This is a genomic window from Isoptericola sp. Y541 (assembly GCF_059445465.1).
Genome location: NZ_JCAIUJ010000001.1, coordinates 974,255 through 989,531, shown reverse-complemented (window position 1 = coordinate 989,531; position 15,277 = coordinate 974,255). Strand labels below are relative to the sequence as shown.

The 15,277-nt window shown below is 73.2% G+C and carries 14 protein-coding genes; 11 read left to right on the top strand and 3 right to left on the bottom strand.

The genetic code is table 11. The annotated features are described in order from the left end of the window. The first annotated feature begins 55 nt into the window (after nucleotides 1-55). The 3 genes from AC1C2V_RS04480 to AC1C2V_RS04470 all read left to right on the top strand — a co-directional run bounded on the left by AC1C2V_RS04480 (nucleotide 56) and on the right by AC1C2V_RS04470 (nucleotide 4,600). Nucleotides 56-2,041 carry an AfsR/SARP family transcriptional regulator gene (locus AC1C2V_RS04480; protein ID WP_495388351.1) on the top strand — a complete coding sequence of 662 codons (1,986 nt, stop codon included), beginning with the start codon at nucleotides 56-58 and terminating at the stop codon, nucleotides 2,039-2,041. Between the two features lie 107 nt (nucleotides 2,042-2,148). Next, on the top strand, nucleotides 2,149-3,465 hold the full coding sequence (locus tag AC1C2V_RS04475) for an aspartate kinase (protein ID WP_495388350.1): 1,317 nt from the start codon (nucleotides 2,149-2,151) through the stop codon (nucleotides 3,463-3,465). 7 nt (nucleotides 3,466-3,472) lie between these two features. Next, the gene (locus AC1C2V_RS04470; RefSeq protein WP_495388349.1) at nucleotides 3,473-4,600 is read left to right on the top strand and encodes an aspartate-semialdehyde dehydrogenase; all 1,128 of its coding nucleotides are present in this window, start codon (nucleotides 3,473-3,475) and stop codon (nucleotides 4,598-4,600) included. Nucleotides 4,601-4,691: 91 nt separating this feature from the next. Here AC1C2V_RS04470 and AC1C2V_RS04465 read toward each other — a convergent pair whose 3' ends face one another. Then, nucleotides 4,692-5,372, bottom strand: coding sequence for a hypothetical protein (locus tag AC1C2V_RS04465; RefSeq protein ID WP_495388348.1), 681 nt, complete (start codon nucleotides 5,370-5,372; stop codon nucleotides 4,692-4,694). Between the two features lie 213 nt (nucleotides 5,373-5,585). On the opposite strand from AC1C2V_RS04465, the gene AC1C2V_RS04460 reads away from it, so the two are divergent. From AC1C2V_RS04460 to AC1C2V_RS04425, 8 genes are all read left to right on the top strand, one after another. Continuing rightward, complete coding sequence (locus tag AC1C2V_RS04460) at nucleotides 5,586-5,972, top strand: GntR family transcriptional regulator (RefSeq protein WP_495388347.1); 387 nt, start codon at nucleotides 5,586-5,588, stop codon at nucleotides 5,970-5,972. Next, nucleotides 5,969-6,967: an ATP-binding cassette domain-containing protein gene (locus AC1C2V_RS04455; RefSeq protein WP_495388346.1), complete on the top strand. Its 999-nt coding sequence runs from the start codon at nucleotides 5,969-5,971 to the stop codon at nucleotides 6,965-6,967. Before AC1C2V_RS04460 ends, AC1C2V_RS04455 begins: the two co-directional genes overlap by 4 nt. Continuing rightward, complete coding sequence (locus tag AC1C2V_RS04450; protein ID WP_495388345.1) at nucleotides 6,964-7,737, top strand: hypothetical protein; 774 nt, start codon at nucleotides 6,964-6,966, stop codon at nucleotides 7,735-7,737. Before AC1C2V_RS04455 ends, AC1C2V_RS04450 begins: the two co-directional genes overlap by 4 nt. Before the next feature lie 104 nt (nucleotides 7,738-7,841). Then, on the top strand, nucleotides 7,842-8,519 hold the full coding sequence (locus AC1C2V_RS04445; RefSeq protein ID WP_495388344.1) for a hypothetical protein: 678 nt from the start codon (nucleotides 7,842-7,844) through the stop codon (nucleotides 8,517-8,519). A 102-nt stretch (nucleotides 8,520-8,621) separates the two neighbouring features. After that, on the top strand, nucleotides 8,622-9,599 hold the full coding sequence (locus tag AC1C2V_RS04440) for an ABC transporter ATP-binding protein (protein ID WP_495388343.1): 978 nt from the start codon (nucleotides 8,622-8,624) through the stop codon (nucleotides 9,597-9,599). After that, entirely contained in the window at nucleotides 9,596-10,408 is an 813-nt protein-coding gene (locus AC1C2V_RS04435) for an ABC transporter permease (RefSeq protein WP_495388342.1), read from the top strand. The genes AC1C2V_RS04440 and AC1C2V_RS04435 overlap by 4 nt, the downstream gene beginning before the upstream one ends. A 167-nt stretch (nucleotides 10,409-10,575) precedes the next feature. After that, nucleotides 10,576-11,544, top strand: a complete 969-nt coding sequence (locus AC1C2V_RS04430) for a bile acid:sodium symporter family protein (RefSeq protein WP_495388341.1) — start codon at nucleotides 10,576-10,578, stop codon at nucleotides 11,542-11,544. After that, nucleotides 11,541-12,272 (top strand): glutamine amidotransferase, encoded by a 732-nt coding sequence (locus AC1C2V_RS04425; RefSeq protein WP_495388340.1) that lies wholly within the window; start codon nucleotides 11,541-11,543, stop codon nucleotides 12,270-12,272. The genes AC1C2V_RS04430 and AC1C2V_RS04425 overlap by 4 nt, the downstream gene beginning before the upstream one ends. Nucleotides 12,273-12,396: 124 nt before the next feature. On the opposite strand, the gene AC1C2V_RS04420 is transcribed toward AC1C2V_RS04425, so the two are convergent. Together AC1C2V_RS04420 and AC1C2V_RS04415 are read right to left on the bottom strand one after the other, a co-directional pair. Continuing rightward, nucleotides 12,397-14,709: an immune inhibitor A domain-containing protein gene (locus AC1C2V_RS04420; protein ID WP_495388339.1), complete on the bottom strand. Its 2,313-nt coding sequence runs from the start codon at nucleotides 14,707-14,709 to the stop codon at nucleotides 12,397-12,399. A gap of 155 nt (nucleotides 14,710-14,864) precedes the next feature. Next, nucleotides 14,865-15,251 (bottom strand): DUF5655 domain-containing protein, encoded by a 387-nt coding sequence (locus AC1C2V_RS04415; protein WP_495388338.1) that lies wholly within the window; start codon nucleotides 15,249-15,251, stop codon nucleotides 14,865-14,867. Nucleotides 15,252-15,277 lie beyond the last annotated feature (26 nt).

The following is a 15,277-nucleotide window of genomic DNA, read 5'->3' as shown; positions in this document are numbered from 1 at the left end:
CGGGAGTGGTGTTCGGGGTGACACGCTCAGACTCGACGGTGCCGATGAGCGCTGGATGAGCAACCGGACGAGCAGCGGTGGAGCAGGGGGGCGGATGCTGACGATCGGCGTCCTGGGGCCCGTGACGGCCTGGGGCGACGACGGCGCGGAGCTCGCGCTGCGCGGGCCGCGGCACCGTGAGCTGCTCGCGCGGCTCGTCGTCGCCCGGGGCCGGGTGGTCGGCCTCGCCACGCTGGTCGACGACCTCTGGGCGGACCCGCCCGACGGCGCTGTGGGGGCGGTGCGCACGTTCGTCGCGGCGCTGCGCCGCGCGCTCGAGCCGGACCGTGCGCCGCGCGCGGCGGCCCGGCTTCTCGTGACGCAGGGGCCCGGTTACGCCCTGCGACCGCCCGCCGGCGCGGTCGACGCCGACGCCTTCGAGCGCCTCGTCGGGGAGGCCGCGCGGCTGCCCGCCGCCGCGGCCCTCGGCCGGCTGGACGCCGCGCTCGGGCGGTGGCGGGGCGAGGCGTACGCGGGGATCGACGCTCCGTGGGCGGCCGCCGAGCGCGCGCGGCTCGAGGACCTGCGGCTCGGGGCCGTCGAACGTCGCGGGGAGGCGCTGCTCGCGCTGGACCGTGCGGCCGACGCGGTCGCGGGGCTGGAGCGGCACGTCGCGACCCAGCCCTGGCGCGAGGAAGGCTGGCGGCTGCTCGCCCTGGCCCTGCGCGCCGAGGGCCGGCAGGCCGACGCCCTGGCCGTGCTGCGTCGGGCGCGGCGGACGCTCGCCGACGAGCTCGGTCTGGACCCGGGCCCGCGGCTGGCGGAGGCCGAGGCGCGGATCCTGCGCCAGGAGGCCGGCGACGGCCCCGACCTGTGGGCGCAGGCCGCCGACACGTTCGCGCGGACGACGTCCGGCGGCGGTGCCCGGCTCGAGCAGTCGGCCGCGCTGCTCGGGTCGGCGGCCGTGACGGGCGGGCTTGCCGAGGCCCGCGACCAGCGCCTCGCCGTGGTGCAGGCCGCCGAGCGGCGCGGGGACCCGGCGCTCACCGCCCGCGTGCTCGACGCGCTCCACGTGCCGAGCGTCTGGCCGGTCCCCGACGACCCCGCCGAGTCGGCGGCCCTGGCGCGAGTCGCGGACCACACCCTGCGGGAGCTCGGGGCCGGCGCCTCGGACCGCACGCGCTCGCGGCTGCTCGCCGTCCTCGCCACGGAGCTGCGCGGCGCGCGGGGGAGCGTCGGGCACGCGGCGGCCCAGGAGGCCGTCGAGCTCGCGCGCCGGGCCGCCGACCCCGCCACGCTCGCGCGGGCGCTGGGCGCGGCGGCCCTGCACGCCTGCGGGCGCGCCGGGCTCGCGCCGGTGCGGGACGCCCTCGGCGCCGAGCTCGTGGACGTGGCCGCCCGGGCGGGGTTGGCGACGGACGAGATCCTGGGCCACCTGGTGCTTGTGCAGGCCCGCTCCGCGCTCGGGGACGTGGCGGGCGCCGGCGGGCACGCCGCCTCCGCGCGGCGGCTTGCGGCCGACCACGAGCGCCCGCTGGTCGAGGTGCTCACGTCGTGGTCGGACACGGTGCGCGCCGCGGTCGAGCGCGTGCCCGACGCCGAGGTCGAGGACGCCGTGCGGGCGGCCGCCACCGGGCTGGCGGGCACCGGCATGACCGGCCTCGAGTCCGGGCTGGAGGCGCTGGCGCTGCTGTGCCTGCGGGTGGGGCGCGGCCGCGCGGCGGCGGGCGCAGGCCTGGCGTCCGCCGCCGCGGGACCCTACGCGGCGTGGGTCAGCCCCTGGACGTTGCTCGCCGCCGGCCGCGCGGACGCGGCCCGGCGGGCGCTCGCCCGCGTCCCGGAGGCGCCGCCGGGGCTGCTGATCGAGGCGCTGTGGGTGCTGGCGGGGCGGGCCGCCGTCCGGCTCGGCGACCGACGGGTCGCCGAGCGGGCGCGGGCGGCGCTGGCGCCGGCTGCGGGCGAGCTCGCCGCGGGCAGCGGGCTCGTCGCCGCCGGCCGGGTCGCCGACCACCTCGCGGCGCTCGACGCGTTCCTCGCGGCGGGCCCGGCCGCCACGACCTGAGACGGCCCTCGTCCGAGCCGCGGACGCCGTTTACCATCGACGAGGAAGCACAAGCACCCGGCGGGCCGTTGAGAGAGACGGAGGCCGGTTGACAGAAGGTTGTGACAATGGCACTTGTCGTACAGAAGTACGGCGGATCATCGGTCTCGGACGCCCACAGCATCAAGCGGGTGGCCAAGCGGATCGCGGCGGCCAAGCGGGCGGGGAACGACGTCGTCGTCGTGGTGAGCGCCATGGGCGACACCACGGACGAGCTCCTCGACCTCGCCGGACAGATCACCCCTCTGCCCCCGCAGCGCGAGCTCGATATCCTCCTCACCTCCGGTGAGCGCATCTCGATGTCCCTCCTCGCGATGGCGATCACGAACCTCGGGGTCAAGGCGAAGTCCTTCACCGGCCAGCAGGCCGGCCTCATGACCGACGCGGTGCACGGCCACGCCCGCCTCCTGGACGTGGTGCCGCACCGCATCCGCGAGACGGTGGGGCGCGGGCAGGTCGCGATCGTCGCGGGATTCCAGGGCGTGAGCTCCGACGACGACGTGACGACGCTCGGCCGCGGCGGCTCCGACACGACGGCGGTCGCGCTGGCCGCCGGCCTCGCCGCCGACGTCTGCGAGATCTACACGGACGTCGACGGCGTGTTCACCGCCGACCCGCGCATCGTCCCGACCGCGCGCAAGATCGACCGCGTCACCTACGAGGAGATGCTCGAGCTCGCCGCATCGGGCGCGAAGGTCCTGGCCCTGCGCGCCGTGGAGTACGCGCGCCGCTACGACGTGCCCGTGCACGTGCGCAGCTCGTTCAGCAACACCACCGGCACCCTCGTCACCGGCACGCACGGCGACGCGATCGACCCGAACGCCCCCTCGGGCGTGCAGGGGGACAGTGAGGAGAACACCGAGATGGAAGCCCCGATCATCTCCGGCGTCGCGCACGACCGCAGCGAGGCCAAGATCACCGTCGTCGGCGTGCCGGACAAGCCCGGCACCGCCGCCCGCATCTTCGAGGTCGTGGCCGGCACCGGCGCGAACATCGACATGATCGTGCAGAACGTCTCGGCCGCGCACACCGGGCTCACGGACATCTCGTTCACGCTGCCGCACGCCGACAGCCCCAGGACGCTGGCCGCGCTCAACGCCCTCCAGGCGGAGCTCGGGTTCGCGTCGCTGCAGTACGACGACCAGATCGGCAAGCTGTCGCTGGTCGGCGCGGGCATGAAGTCGCACCCCGGCGTCTCCGCGCGGCTGTTCGGCGCGCTGCGCGACGCCGGCATCAACATCGAGATGATCTCCACCTCGGAGATCCGCATCTCGGTGGTCACGCGCGAGGACGCCCTCGACGACGCGGTGCGGGCCATCCACACCGCGTTCGGGCTGGACTCCGCCGACGGCGAGGCCGTCGTCTACGCCGGCTCGGGGCGGTGACGCGCTGGTGGTCCAGATCAACGACACCGGCGTGAACGTCGCCGTGGTGGGCGCCACCGGCCAGGTCGGCGCCGTGATGCGCCGCCTGCTCGCGGAGCGCGCCTTCCCCGTCAAGGGGCTCCGCTTCTTCGCCTCCGCGCGGTCGGTGGGCTCCACGCTGCCGTTCGAGGGCGTGGACGTCGTCGTGGAGGACGTCGCGGCCACGGCCACCGACGACCTCGCTGACGTCGACGTCGCGCTCTTCTCGGCCGGCGGCGGCACGGCGCGCGAGCACGCACCCCGGTTCGCAGAGGCGGGCGCTGTCGTCATCGACAACTCGTCCGCGTGGCGGCTCGACCCCGAGGTGCCGCTCGTCGTGTCCGAGGTGAACCCGGACGCGATCGCCGACGCTGTCAAGGGCATCGTCGCCAACCCGAACTGCACCACGATGGCAGCGATGCCGGTGCTCAAGCCGCTGGCCGACGAGGCCGGGCTGGAGCGGCTGCGGGTCGCGACCTACCAGGCCGTCTCCGGTTCCGGGCTCGGCGGGGTCAAGGAGCTCGCTGACCAGGCGCGGGCCGCCGTCGCCGGGAACCTCGAGGGGCTCGTGCACGACGGGTCGGCCGTGGAGCTCCCCGAGCCGGACAAGTACGTCGCGCCCATCGCGTTCGACGTGCTGCCGCTGGCCGGGAACCTCGTGGACGACGGCTCGGGCGAGACCGACGAGGAGCAGAAGCTCCGCAACGAGTCGCGCAAGATCCTCGGCCTGCCCGACCTCGCCGTGGCCGGCACCTGCGTGCGCGTGCCGGTGTTCACCGGGCACTCGCTGGCGATCCACGCCGAGTTCGGCGCCGCGATCACGCCCGAGCGGGCGCGGGCGCTGCTCGCCGCGGCTCCCGGCGTCGAGCTGGCCGACGTCCCGACGCCGCTCGCCGCCGCCGGCGCCGACCCGTCGTTCGTCGGGCGGATCCGCACCGACCAGTCCGTGCCCGGCGGGCGCGGCCTCGTGCTCTTCGTCGCCAACGACAACCTGCGCAAGGGCGCGGCGCTCAACGCCGTGCAGATCGCGGAGATCGTCGCGGCCGACCTGGCCGAGCTGGAAGCGCTCGACGACGTCGACGCCGCGGACGCCGCCGCAGAGGCGGCACCCGCGTGACCGCGAGGTGGTTCCAATCTCGCCGAGGTAGTTCGAGTCTCGCCGAGGTAGTTCAGATCTCGGCGAGATAGTCCGAGATCTGCCGGGGGAGCTACTCGGGTCGTGACCGTGACGAGGCCCGACGGCGGATGGATCGCCGTCGGGCCTCGCGCTGTTCTGGCCCTGGACGGGAGCCCAGCGTCGGCGCGACGACGGCGATCGCGACGGCGGCGAGCACGTGCCACACCGCGTGACCGGTGAGGACACCGAGCGCCCCGGCGTCCACGCCGGCCCAAGCGGCCCACGGGCGTCCGGGGCGCGAGACCTCCCCGACCGCGCTCCCGACGGCGAGCACTCCCAGCGCGGCGAGCAGGCGCGCCCGTAGCACGGGACGGCGGACGGCCCGGGCGAGCACGAGGACGACCGCCACGGCCGCCGCCGCTCCCTGGGCGACCATCGACGCCTCCGGCCACGCCGCCGCCAGCACGACGTCGGCGAGCGTCGGCGCGAGCCACCACCAGGTGCGCATCCGCCGTTCGGTGAGGTCGGCCGCGCTGTCGGCGGCCACGAGCGCGTAGGCGCCGAGGAGCGGGGGGTCGTGCAGCACCGGGTTCCACGACGGCGCAGGGCCGTGCTGCACCACCGATCCGACGCCGACCAGCACGGCCAGCACGCCGAGCGCGGCGCGGGACCTGGCGCCGTCGTCGCCCCGACCTCGGCCGGCGGTCACCAGGATCCAGGCCCCCGCCACGACGAACGCGAGGCTCGACCACACGTCGCTGGTCCACGCCATGCCTCCAGTGAACGACGCCGGCCGTGCCTCCGCGCGACCTCTCGGGGACCGGAAACTACCTCGCGCGTCCGAGCCACTACCTCGCGCGTCCGAGCCACTACCTCGGCGAGATCCGGACTACCTCGGCGGGAGGGGTTGCGCGCGACCGTGGTCCTATGGTTCATTAGTCGAGTAATGAACCACCTAACCCCGATCGGCTGAAGGAGGCCCCGCGTGTTCGACGGACCGGAGCCCATCTACGTGCAGATCGCCCAGATGATCCGCGCGCAGGTGCTCGCCGGAGAGCTCGCGGAGGAGGAGCAGGTCATGTCCACCACCCAGTTCGCGACGACGTTCCGCATCAACCCCGCCACGGCGGCGAAGGCCTTCACCGGCCTCGTCGACGAGGGCGTGCTCTACAAGCGCCGCGGCCTGGGCATGTTCGTCGCCCCCGGCGCGCGGGAGCGCCTGCTCGACCAGCACCGCAAGGCCTACTTCGACGACGTGCTCGCCCCCGCCCTCGCGCAGGCCGACATCCTCGGCATCCCGACCGACGAGCTCGTGGCCTACGTGCTCGGGACGAACGGCCACGGAAACCCCACCACCACGGAGGCATCATGACCCCCGCACCCTTCGGCGCGCGTCTGGACGACGTCGTCGTCCGGTTCGGCAAGCAGCACCGCATGTCCGTTGCCGGGACCCCCATCACGGACGACGCCGGGACCGCCCTGCGCGGCGCGGACCTGACGATCCGTCCCGGCGTGATCACCGGGGTCCTGGGCCGCAACGGCGCCGGGAAGTCGACCCTCCTGTCGTTGCTCGCGGCGTTCACGCGACCGACCAGCGGCAGCGTGCGGGTCGGCCTCGACGGCGCGCTCGAGGACCCGTGGGAGAACCCGTGGATCACGGCCAACGTCCAGCTCGTGCGCGAGAGCGGCGACCTCCAGGACGAGGAAAAGGTCGCGGCGTCGTTGAGGTACTACGCGGACCTGCGCCCCTACTGGGACGCCGACCTCGCGGGCCGGCTGCTCGACCTGTTCGAGGTCGACGTGCGCAAGAAGCCCGCGGCCCTGTCACGCGGCAAGCGGTCGGCCGTCGGCGCCACCATCGGCCTGGCGGCGCGGGCCCCGATGACGATCCTCGACGAGGTCTACCTCGGCATGGACGCCCCCACCCGGTACGCGTTCTACGACGAGATCCTCGCCGACTACGCCGAGCACCCGCGCACCATCCTGCTGTCCAGCCACCTGGTCGAGGAGGTCGAACGGCTCTTCGAGGACGTCGTCGTCCTGGACCGCGGCTCGGTGCTCCTCGCCGAGACGGCCGAGGAGATGCAGGCGCGCGGCTTCAGCTTCACCGGGCCGGTCGCCGCCGTCGAGGAGCTCACCGGCGGGCGGCGCGTGCTGCACCGCCAGCAGCTCGGCGCCACCGTGCAGGTCACCCTCGAGGGCGCGCCCGACGACGGCGAGGCCGCCGCGGCGCGTGCCGCCGGCGTCGCGCTCGGGTCGCTGCCCCTGCAGGACCTGTTCGTGCGCCTCACCCAGCCGCGGCACGCCGACGGCCGCTCCTCGGCCGCGGCGTCCCGGCAGGAGAGCCGGACGGAGACGGGACGATGAGCGCCGTCACCACCCGCGAGGACCGTGACGCGTTCGCCGCGCAGGCGCACGCCCGGGCGGTCCGCAGGGTCGCGCGGTCCGTCGGCACGGTGACGCTCGCGATCGGGGCCGCGTTCTGGGGCCTCTTCCTCGTCGCCATGGTCGCCGTGCCCCTGATCGTGGACCAGGCGGGCGGCGTGATGGGCGGGGGCGTCATGACCGGCGCCGAGTACGCCGTGCCCTGGTTCGCCCTGTCCCTCGGGACCGGCTCCCTCGTCGCGATCCTCACCACGCACGTCGCCGCCGGCGGCACCCGCCGGGCGATGTATGTCGGCGCGCTCGGCGCGGTCCTGGTCGCCGGCGTCGCATACGGCGTGCTTCACGTGCTGCTGCTGCTCGCCGAGCGCGCCCTCTTCGAGGCCCTCGGCTGGGAGTGGGACCAGCTCGGCAGCAGCCTGGAGTCCGGCGGCTCGTGGGTCGTCGTGACCGGCGCGGCCACGGCGATCTACGTCGCCGTGTACATGCTGGTCGGGATGGCCGTCGTCGCGAGCTTCCAGACGTCCGGGCTCTGGCGGGGCGGGCTTCTCATGCTGCCCGGCCTGGCGCTGCTCGTCCTGGTGGACGTCGCGACCGGCAGCGGCGCGTTCGACGACGCCTTCAGCGGTCTGCTCCCGGGCGACGGCGGCCTCTCCACCGTCGTCGGCCTCCCCGTGGCCCTCGGGCTGCTGGCTCTCGTAGCGGCCTGGCTGTGGTGGCAGCTGCGCTTCCTGCGACTCCGGCCGGCGCGGTGAGCGTCATGACCACGACACACGCTGCCCCGGCCCCGACGACCGCGTCTCCCCGCGCACACCATCACCGGGTCGCGACCGCCGCCCTTCGCCGCAGGTGCCTGCGGGTGGCACTGCTCGTCGTAGGCGCCTGGTTCTGGGCGATCTGGGCGGTGCTCGTCGCGGGCGTGCCCGCGGCTGTGGACCGCTGGGGCGGGGAAGCGGCGGGCCTCACGTACGACATGGCGGGATCGCCGCCGCGCTGGGTCGCGTTCGCGGTCGGCGCGGTCGTCTCCGGCAGCGTGCTGCGCCTGCACATCGCTGCCGGCGGGACCCGCCGGTCGGTCGTCGCGGGCGTCGCCCAGGCGGCCGCGGTGGCCGGACCGATATTCGGGGCGGCGACGGTGCTGCTCACACTCGGCGAGGAGCGCATCTACGGAGCGCTCGACCGGTACTGGCAGGGCGGCGCTACGCCGCTGCCGCTGGACACCGTCGCCGGGGTCGTCGTCACGGTCGTGGGCGAGGCGCTCGTCGTGATGACGTACATGCTCGCGGGCGTCGCCGTCATTGCCGGGTACCGGCGGTTCGGGGCCGTGCGTGCCACGCTCCTGATCCCGCTGCAGATGGTCCCGTGCGCGCTCGCCGACGTCGCCACCCGCACCGGCCTGTTCGGCATCCCCCTGCGCGGCGGGTACGAAGACGTCGCACCCGCCGCCGTCCTCACCGTCGCCGGCGGGATCGCGGCCGCGGCGCTCGCCGCCGTCGTCGCGCACCGCCTGCTCCGGACCGTCCCGCTCCGACCATGACGGGCAGCGATCGACCATGACCGATCCCGTGTCCCCGACCTCACGCTCGCCACTCCCTACCCACCAGACGACCCCGCAACACCGACCGGAAGGAGGCCTTTCATGGCCGACCCCATCGTGGAGGTAACGAACCTCCGCAAGACGTACGGACCGAAGGTGGCCGTCGACGGCGTCTCGTTCGCCGTCCAGCCCGGCGAGATCTTCGGGATCCTCGGCCCCAACGGGGCCGGCAAGACCACGACCGTCGAGACGCTCGCCGGCCTGCGCACCGCCGACGGCGGCACCGTGCGCGTGCAGGGCGTCGACACCCAGCGCGACCCGTCCGCCGTCCGCGACATCCTGGGAGTGCAGCTCCAGGAGGCAGCGCTGCACGACAAGATCACCGTGGGCGAGGCCCTGAACTTGTTCGCCGGGTTCTACGCGAACCCCGCCGACCCGGCCGAGCTCCTGGCGCTGCTCGACCTGACCGCGCACGCCGACAAACAGTTCGCCCGCCTCTCGGGCGGCCAGAAGCAGCGGCTGTCCATCGCGCTCGCACTCGTCGGGAACCCGAAGATCGCCGTCCTCGACGAGCTCACCACGGGCCTCGACCCGCAGGCCCGGCGCGCCACCTGGGACCTCGTGGAGCGCGTCCGCGACACCGGCGTCACGATCCTGCTCGTTACGCACTTCATGGAGGAGGCGGAACGCCTCTGCGACCGGCTCGTCGTCATCGACGCCGGGCGCGTCGTCGCCGAGGGCACGCCGACCTCCCTGATCGACGGGCTGGAGGACGGCCGCACCGTGGTGGTCCGCTTCGCCCCCGACGACGCGGAGCACGGCCGCCAGATGCTGGCCGGCCTCGCCGACCGGCACCCCGACGTCACCCGCACCGAGGTGCTCCCCGGCGCGGCCGCCGAGGTGGCCGTCACCGGTTCGCACCGCGTCCTTTTCGCCGTCGTGCCGGCCCTCGCCGAGGCGGACCTCGTCCCCGACGACGTCCGCACCGTCACCCGCTCGCTCGAGGACGTGTTCCTCGCCGTCACCGGGCGCACCTACCAGCCCGAGTCCGACCTCGTCACCGAAGGAGACCGGTCATGACCGCCACCACCACAGCCGCCGTCCCGGCCCGCGCCGCAGGGCGCGGCTGGCGCGGGTTCGGGCGCCTGCTGACCACCGAGACCCGGGTCTGGCTGCGCGACTTCGCCGCCCCGTTCTTCGGGATCCTCTTCCCGAGCATCATCCTCGTCGGCGTCGGGTTCGCCATCCCGGGCATGCGGGACCCCATCACCGACGCCCCGCCGGACTCCATCTGGTACGGGCTGACGCCGGTCGCGACCTTCCTGCCCACGGTGCTCGCGATGGCGGTGGGCACCGCGGCCCTGACCGTCATGCCCGTGACGATCGCGACCTACCGCGAGAAGGGCGTGCTGCGGCGGCTGTCGACCACGCCCATGCGGCCGCAGGGGATCGTGCTGAGCCACCTGCTCATCAACATCGCCACCACCGTGGTCGGGGTGTTGCTGGCCCTCGTGGTCGCCCAGCTCGCGTTCGGCGTCCCCGTCCCCGTGAACGTCGGCGTCGTGCTGCTGGCCTTCGTGCTCGGGCTCGGCGCGATGTTCTCGCTCGGCATGCTCGTCGCGGCCGTCGCCCCCCGCGCGTCCGCGGCGAACGCCATCGCGATGTCCCTCTACTTCCCGATGCTGCTCCTCGCCGGGCTGTGGACACCGGGTCCGATCATGCCCGACCTCCTGCGCCAGATCGGGCAGTTCACGCCCCTGGGCGCCGCCGCCCAGGCGTTGACCACGGGCTGGTTCGAGTCGGGGTTCCCGCTGCTGCAGTGCATCGTCATGGTGGTGTGGACGGTGGTGCTCCTGCCCCTCGCGGTCCGGCTGTTCCGCTGGACGTGACCTGAGCGCTGCCCCGTGCCCGATCGGTGGTCGGGCGTGACGACGAGTCCTTGTCGCGAGGCGTCCATCCGGTCGCTCGTTCCTCGCGACCTCGCGCCAGGCCCATCCAGCCTCGCGACAAGGACTCGTCGTCACGCCCGACGCTGTTGCAGGTAGTGTGCCGCTCCATGCGCAAAGTAGCGGAGCTGGCCGGCCGGTGGTTCGCGGTGCTCGTGGTGCTGGGCGGGGTCGCGGGGCTGCTCGCCCCGACGGCGCTCGCGCCGATCGCGGCACAGACGCCGCTGTTCCTCGGGATCATCATGTTCGGGATGGGGCTCACACTGCGTGGGTCCGACTTCGGGCTCGTGGTGCGGCGCCCGTGGGCGGTGGCGCTCGGCGTCGTCGCGCAGTTCACGATCATGCCGATGCTGGCGTGGGGGATCGGGCACCTCTTCGGGCTCGAGGGCGAGGCGATGATCGGCATGATCCTCGTGGGCTCCGCGCCCGGCGGGACGGCGTCGAACGTCATCGTGTATCTCGCCAAGGGGGACACGGCGCTGTCCGTGACGCTCACGTCCGTGTCGACGCTGCTCGCCCCGTTGCTCACGCCGGCGCTGGTGCTGTGGCTCGCGGGGTCCCAGCTCGACGTCACCTACGGGGCGTTGGTCACGTCGATCATGCAGATCGTGCTGTTCCCGGTGCTGGCGGGCCTGCTGGTGCGGACCTTCGCGGGTGGGCTCGTCGAGCGGTACATGCTGCCGTACCTGCCGCTGGTGTCCGTGGCGGGCATCGTCGTCGTGGTCGCGGGCATCGTCGCCGCCAACGCCGACGCCGTGCTCAGCACGGGGCTGCTCGTCGCGCTGGCCGTCATCCTGCACAACGGCCTCGGGCTGATGCTCGGCTACGGGGCCGCGAGCCTCGCGCGCCTGGACGAGGGGGCGCGCCGCGCGGTGAGCGTCGAGGTCGGGATGCAGAACTCGGGCCTCGCGGCCAGCCTCGCCACGACCTACTTCACGCCGGCCGCCGCCCTGCCCGCGGCGCTGTTCTCCGTGTGGCACAACGTGTCGGGCTCGGTTCTCGCGTCGTTCTGGGCGCGCCGGCCCGTGGCCGCGAGCGAGCGGCGTGCCGAGCAGGAGCCGTCTAGCCTGCAGTCGTGAGGCCGTTCCTGTTTCTCGGCACGCGGGCCGAGGACGTCGCCGCCGACGGGGAGCACGACGCCGTGCTCCGGTACTCGGGGCTCCCCGCCGAGGCGCTGCGACGGCACCGGCTCGAGCGCGATCCGATGCCGCGCGTCGACCTCGACGCGTTCTCCGGCGTGATCGTGGGCGGAGGCCCGTTCAACTCCTCCGACCCCGACGACGAGAAGTCGGCCGTCCAGGTGCGGGTCGAGCGCGAGATGGCCGCCCTGCTCGACGAGCTGGTCGACCGCGACTTCCCGTTCCTCGGCGCCTGCTACGGCGTCGGGACCCTCGGCACCCACCAGGGCGGCGTCGTCGACCGCACGTACGCCGAACCGGTGGGCCCCGCCGAGATCGAGCTGACCGACGAGGGGCTCGCCGACCCGCTGCTCGCGGGCCTGCCCCGCCGGTTCGCCGCCTACCTGGGGCACAAGGAGGCGGTCCGCGAGCTGCCGCCGTCCGCCACTCTGCTCGCCAGGTCCGCCGACGCGCCGGTGCAGATGTTCCGGGTGCGGCACCACCTGTACGCCACCCAGTTCCACCCCGAGCTCGACCTCGCCGGCATCGAGCAGCGGGTTGAGGTGTACCGGTCGTACGGGTACTTCCCGCCCGAGGAGGGCGAGCGGATCGTGGCCCGCTCGCGCGAGCACCGCGTCACCGAACCGATGCGGATCCTGCGGAACTTCGTGTCCCGCTACGCCCGTTGACCCCGAGTTGTCAGGGCCACGCGCACGTTGCCGTGCACGTGGCCCTGACAGGTGTGCGAGCCGGTGAGTTGTCAGGACCAGGAGCATGAATACGCGCGCCTGGCCCTGACAACTCACGGGTGGGTCACTTGTGGATGCGGGGCGTGGTGACGTTCAACGTCATCACACCGTTCTTGGCGTTCACCTTGGTGACCTTGATCTTCGTGCCCGATCCCGCGACGATGACCGACCCACCGGGGTTGGACTCGTCGTAGTACTCGTACGGGTCGGAGTCGTTGAAGACCTTCTCCGCCTTCTCCTTCCAGGTGCGCAGCGTCGTCAGCCCGGCCTCGGTCTCCCGGTGCAGGGTGAACGCGTCGGACTTCCCGACGCCGAATGTCGCGTCGAACGACTGGATGCGGTTGCGGGCGAGCGTGCCGTCCGACCACCGCAGGGCCTGCGCGTTCGCGTCGACCGGCAGGGCCTGGCCGCCGCCCGGGTGCTGCGAGGTGTTGTTGTCGCCGTAGAACGAGTTCGAGTACCAGACCAGCAGGCCGTCCTGGTACGGGTAGTGCTCCACGGTGTTCGGCTTGGTGAGGGTCCAGCCGAAGTTGTACGGACCCTCCTTCAGGGTCGTGTCGTAGCCGGCGTACTGCCGGTTCTCCGCCACGTAGTAGTGCGAGAACTCGACCTCGTAGGTGCCGTCGTCCGCGATGACGCTGAACTCGTCGTTCGTCCAGTCGTCGAAGCCGTCGCTGAAGTCCTCGGTCAGCGCGTCGCCCACGGCGACGTCGTCGACCATGAGGCCCTTGAGGTTGAGGCCGCCGTCGCTGGCGTACCGGAACCGGATCTGGGCGTCCTGCCCGGCGTACTCGGCCAGGTCGGCGGTCAGGTCGACCCACGCCTCGCCCGAGTCGCCGGAGAAGCCGCCGTTCGCGTCGGCGTCGGAGAGGTTCGTCGCGAGCGACGTCCACTCCGTGCCGCCGTCGGTCGAGATCTCGGCGAAGGCATGGTCGTAGCCCGGCTCGATCTCGTACTGCACCTTGGCGGTCAGCGACGCCGCGTCGGGCACGGTGAACGACGGCGACGCGAGCGTGTAGCTCGCGTTGCTGCCCGTGCCGGAGTAGGCGAACTGCCCGTCGTACGGCTCGACGCCGAGATCGACGTCCTTGACGCCGTCCGGCAGGTTCACCACCACGGCCTGGGGATTCGTCGTGGCGTGGTACGACGGGCCGAGCTTGACCGTGGCCCGTTCGCCCTGGTCGACCGTCTCGTAGTCGAGCCAGCCCAGGAACATCTTCTCGGTGGCGCCCATGTGGTTCGGCGTGGTGCCGATGGTGCCGTCGCCGTGACCCATCCACGAGCCGGAGCTCATGAGGTTCCAGAAGCCGGTGCCGTTCTCGCCGCCCTCCGTGTCGTAGTAGTCGGGGAGGCCGAGGTCGTGGCCGAACTCGTGCGCGAAGACGCCGAGGCCGCCGTTCTCCGGCTCCGTGGTGTAGTCGCGGATCCAGATGTCGGAGTCACCGATCTTGATGCCGCCGACCTTGTCGTAGTCCGTGGGCCCGTCCTGGCCCAGCGGGTTGACCGCCCACCGGTGCGACCAGATCGCCGACTCGGGCGCGCCGGCCTCCTCGCCCTCCCCGGCGTGGATCGCCTGGAAGTGGTCGATGTAGCCGTCGGACTCGTCGAAGATCCCGTCGGCGTCCAGGTCGTAGCGGTCCCAGACGTCGAACGACTGGAGGTACTCGGTGATCTCCGCGTCCGTCTTGCCCTGGGCCACCTGGTCGGCGTACCAGGCGTCCGCGGAGTCCTGCACGAACCGCGTCATGTCCACGTTGGACTCGGTCTGCCCGTAGGACGCCGAGTTGTAGGGCACCGTCACCCAGTCGGAGACGTCGCCCTGCAGGTCGAACCGGCCGGAGGACATCTCGTCGTAGACGTCGGCGAAGGACTCGCCGTCCTGGTCCTCGAGCCCGGTGAAGAACATCTCCTCGTAGTGCTCCTGGGAGAAATCGCGCTCCCAGTACGTGGAGTTGTCGCTGCGGGTGGGCTCGGGGATCTCGTTGTGCGCGGGTCCGGTGGCCGGCGCGTCGGGGAAGCGGGGGTCGGTCTGGTCGCCGAAGTCGACGAGGAACGTCAGCAGCTGCGCCGTCTCCTCCGTCTCGTACTCGACCCACTGGTTCTTGCCGACCTTGACCGACTTCGAGGTGTTGTCGCCCTTCCCGCGGGTGGTGACCTTGGCGTCGCCCATGGCGACGCGGTCGACCGCCTCCTGCTTGAGGGCTCGGCGCTTGTCGCTCAGCGGGTCCGCGCGGTCGTCTTCCTTGACGTGCGCGGACGCGGGATCGTTCGGTGGTGCGTCGTCCGCCGGCGCCGCGGCGGCGATGCCGGGCGCGAGGACGGCGGCGGTGAGCAAGGCTCCCGCAGCGCCGAACGCACTGGTGATGCGTGCTCTCACGGTTTTCCTCCATTGATGTCGGAGTGACCCGGCCGTCGGGGCCGAGCACCGTCGTGCCCGGGCGAGCCGGGCAACTGTGGCGACGCTCACATAACCAGAATCATGTTTCACCCGCGCGACGAAACGCGGCCGGGCCCGTGACTGCCCGTAGCGGCTCAGCCGGCGGCGTCGTAGGCCTCGCGCAGCCAGCCGGCGATCTCGTCGTCCAGATCGGCCGGGTCGTGCACCTCCACGTGGTGCATCCACATCCGCGACGTGGGGTGCACGACCTGCTTGACGCGCGGCGAGTCGAGCTCCCGGTCGAGCCCGAACGACACGATGGCGGGCGCGTCGACGTGGTCGCGCGCGCCCACCCAGGGTGGCCACACGAAGGCGAAGCCGCGGCGTCGGCGGAATGCGACCTGCGTCTTGGTGGTGCGGGTGGTGACGTCGTCCCCGGTGGTCTCGGCGACGAGGCGCGTGAGCGCCTCGCAGATCGCCATCCCCTCGGGGGAGTGGGCGAAGAGCTCCTCGGGGGTGGACGGCGTGGCGGGGGTCGGCATGGCGGTCCTCTCGGCTGTCCTCGGCG

Bases quoted from the DNA above. Each gene is read 5' to 3' on its own strand.
- AC1C2V_RS04415 (WP_495388338.1), bottom strand. From the start codon at position 15,251: ATGCCGACCCCCGCCACGCCGTCCACCCCCGAGGAGCTCTTCGCCCAC.
- AC1C2V_RS04430 (WP_495388341.1), top strand. From the start codon at position 10,576: ATGCGCAAAGTAGCGGAGCTGGCCGGCCGGTGGTTCGCGGTGCTCGTG.
- AC1C2V_RS04440 (WP_495388343.1), top strand. From the start codon at position 8,622: ATGGCCGACCCCATCGTGGAGGTAACGAACCTCCGCAAGACGTACGGA.
- AC1C2V_RS04450 (WP_495388345.1), top strand. From the start codon at position 6,964: ATGAGCGCCGTCACCACCCGCGAGGACCGTGACGCGTTCGCCGCGCAG.
- AC1C2V_RS04455 (WP_495388346.1), top strand. From the start codon at position 5,969: ATGACCCCCGCACCCTTCGGCGCGCGTCTGGACGACGTCGTCGTCCGG.
- AC1C2V_RS04435 (WP_495388342.1), top strand. From the start codon at position 9,596: ATGACCGCCACCACCACAGCCGCCGTCCCGGCCCGCGCCGCAGGGCGC.
- AC1C2V_RS04465 (WP_495388348.1), bottom strand. From the start codon at position 5,372: ATGGCGTGGACCAGCGACGTGTGGTCGAGCCTCGCGTTCGTCGTGGCG.
- AC1C2V_RS04475 (WP_495388350.1), top strand. From the start codon at position 2,149: ATGGCACTTGTCGTACAGAAGTACGGCGGATCATCGGTCTCGGACGCC.
- AC1C2V_RS04480 (WP_495388351.1), top strand. From the start codon at position 56: ATGAGCAACCGGACGAGCAGCGGTGGAGCAGGGGGGCGGATGCTGACG.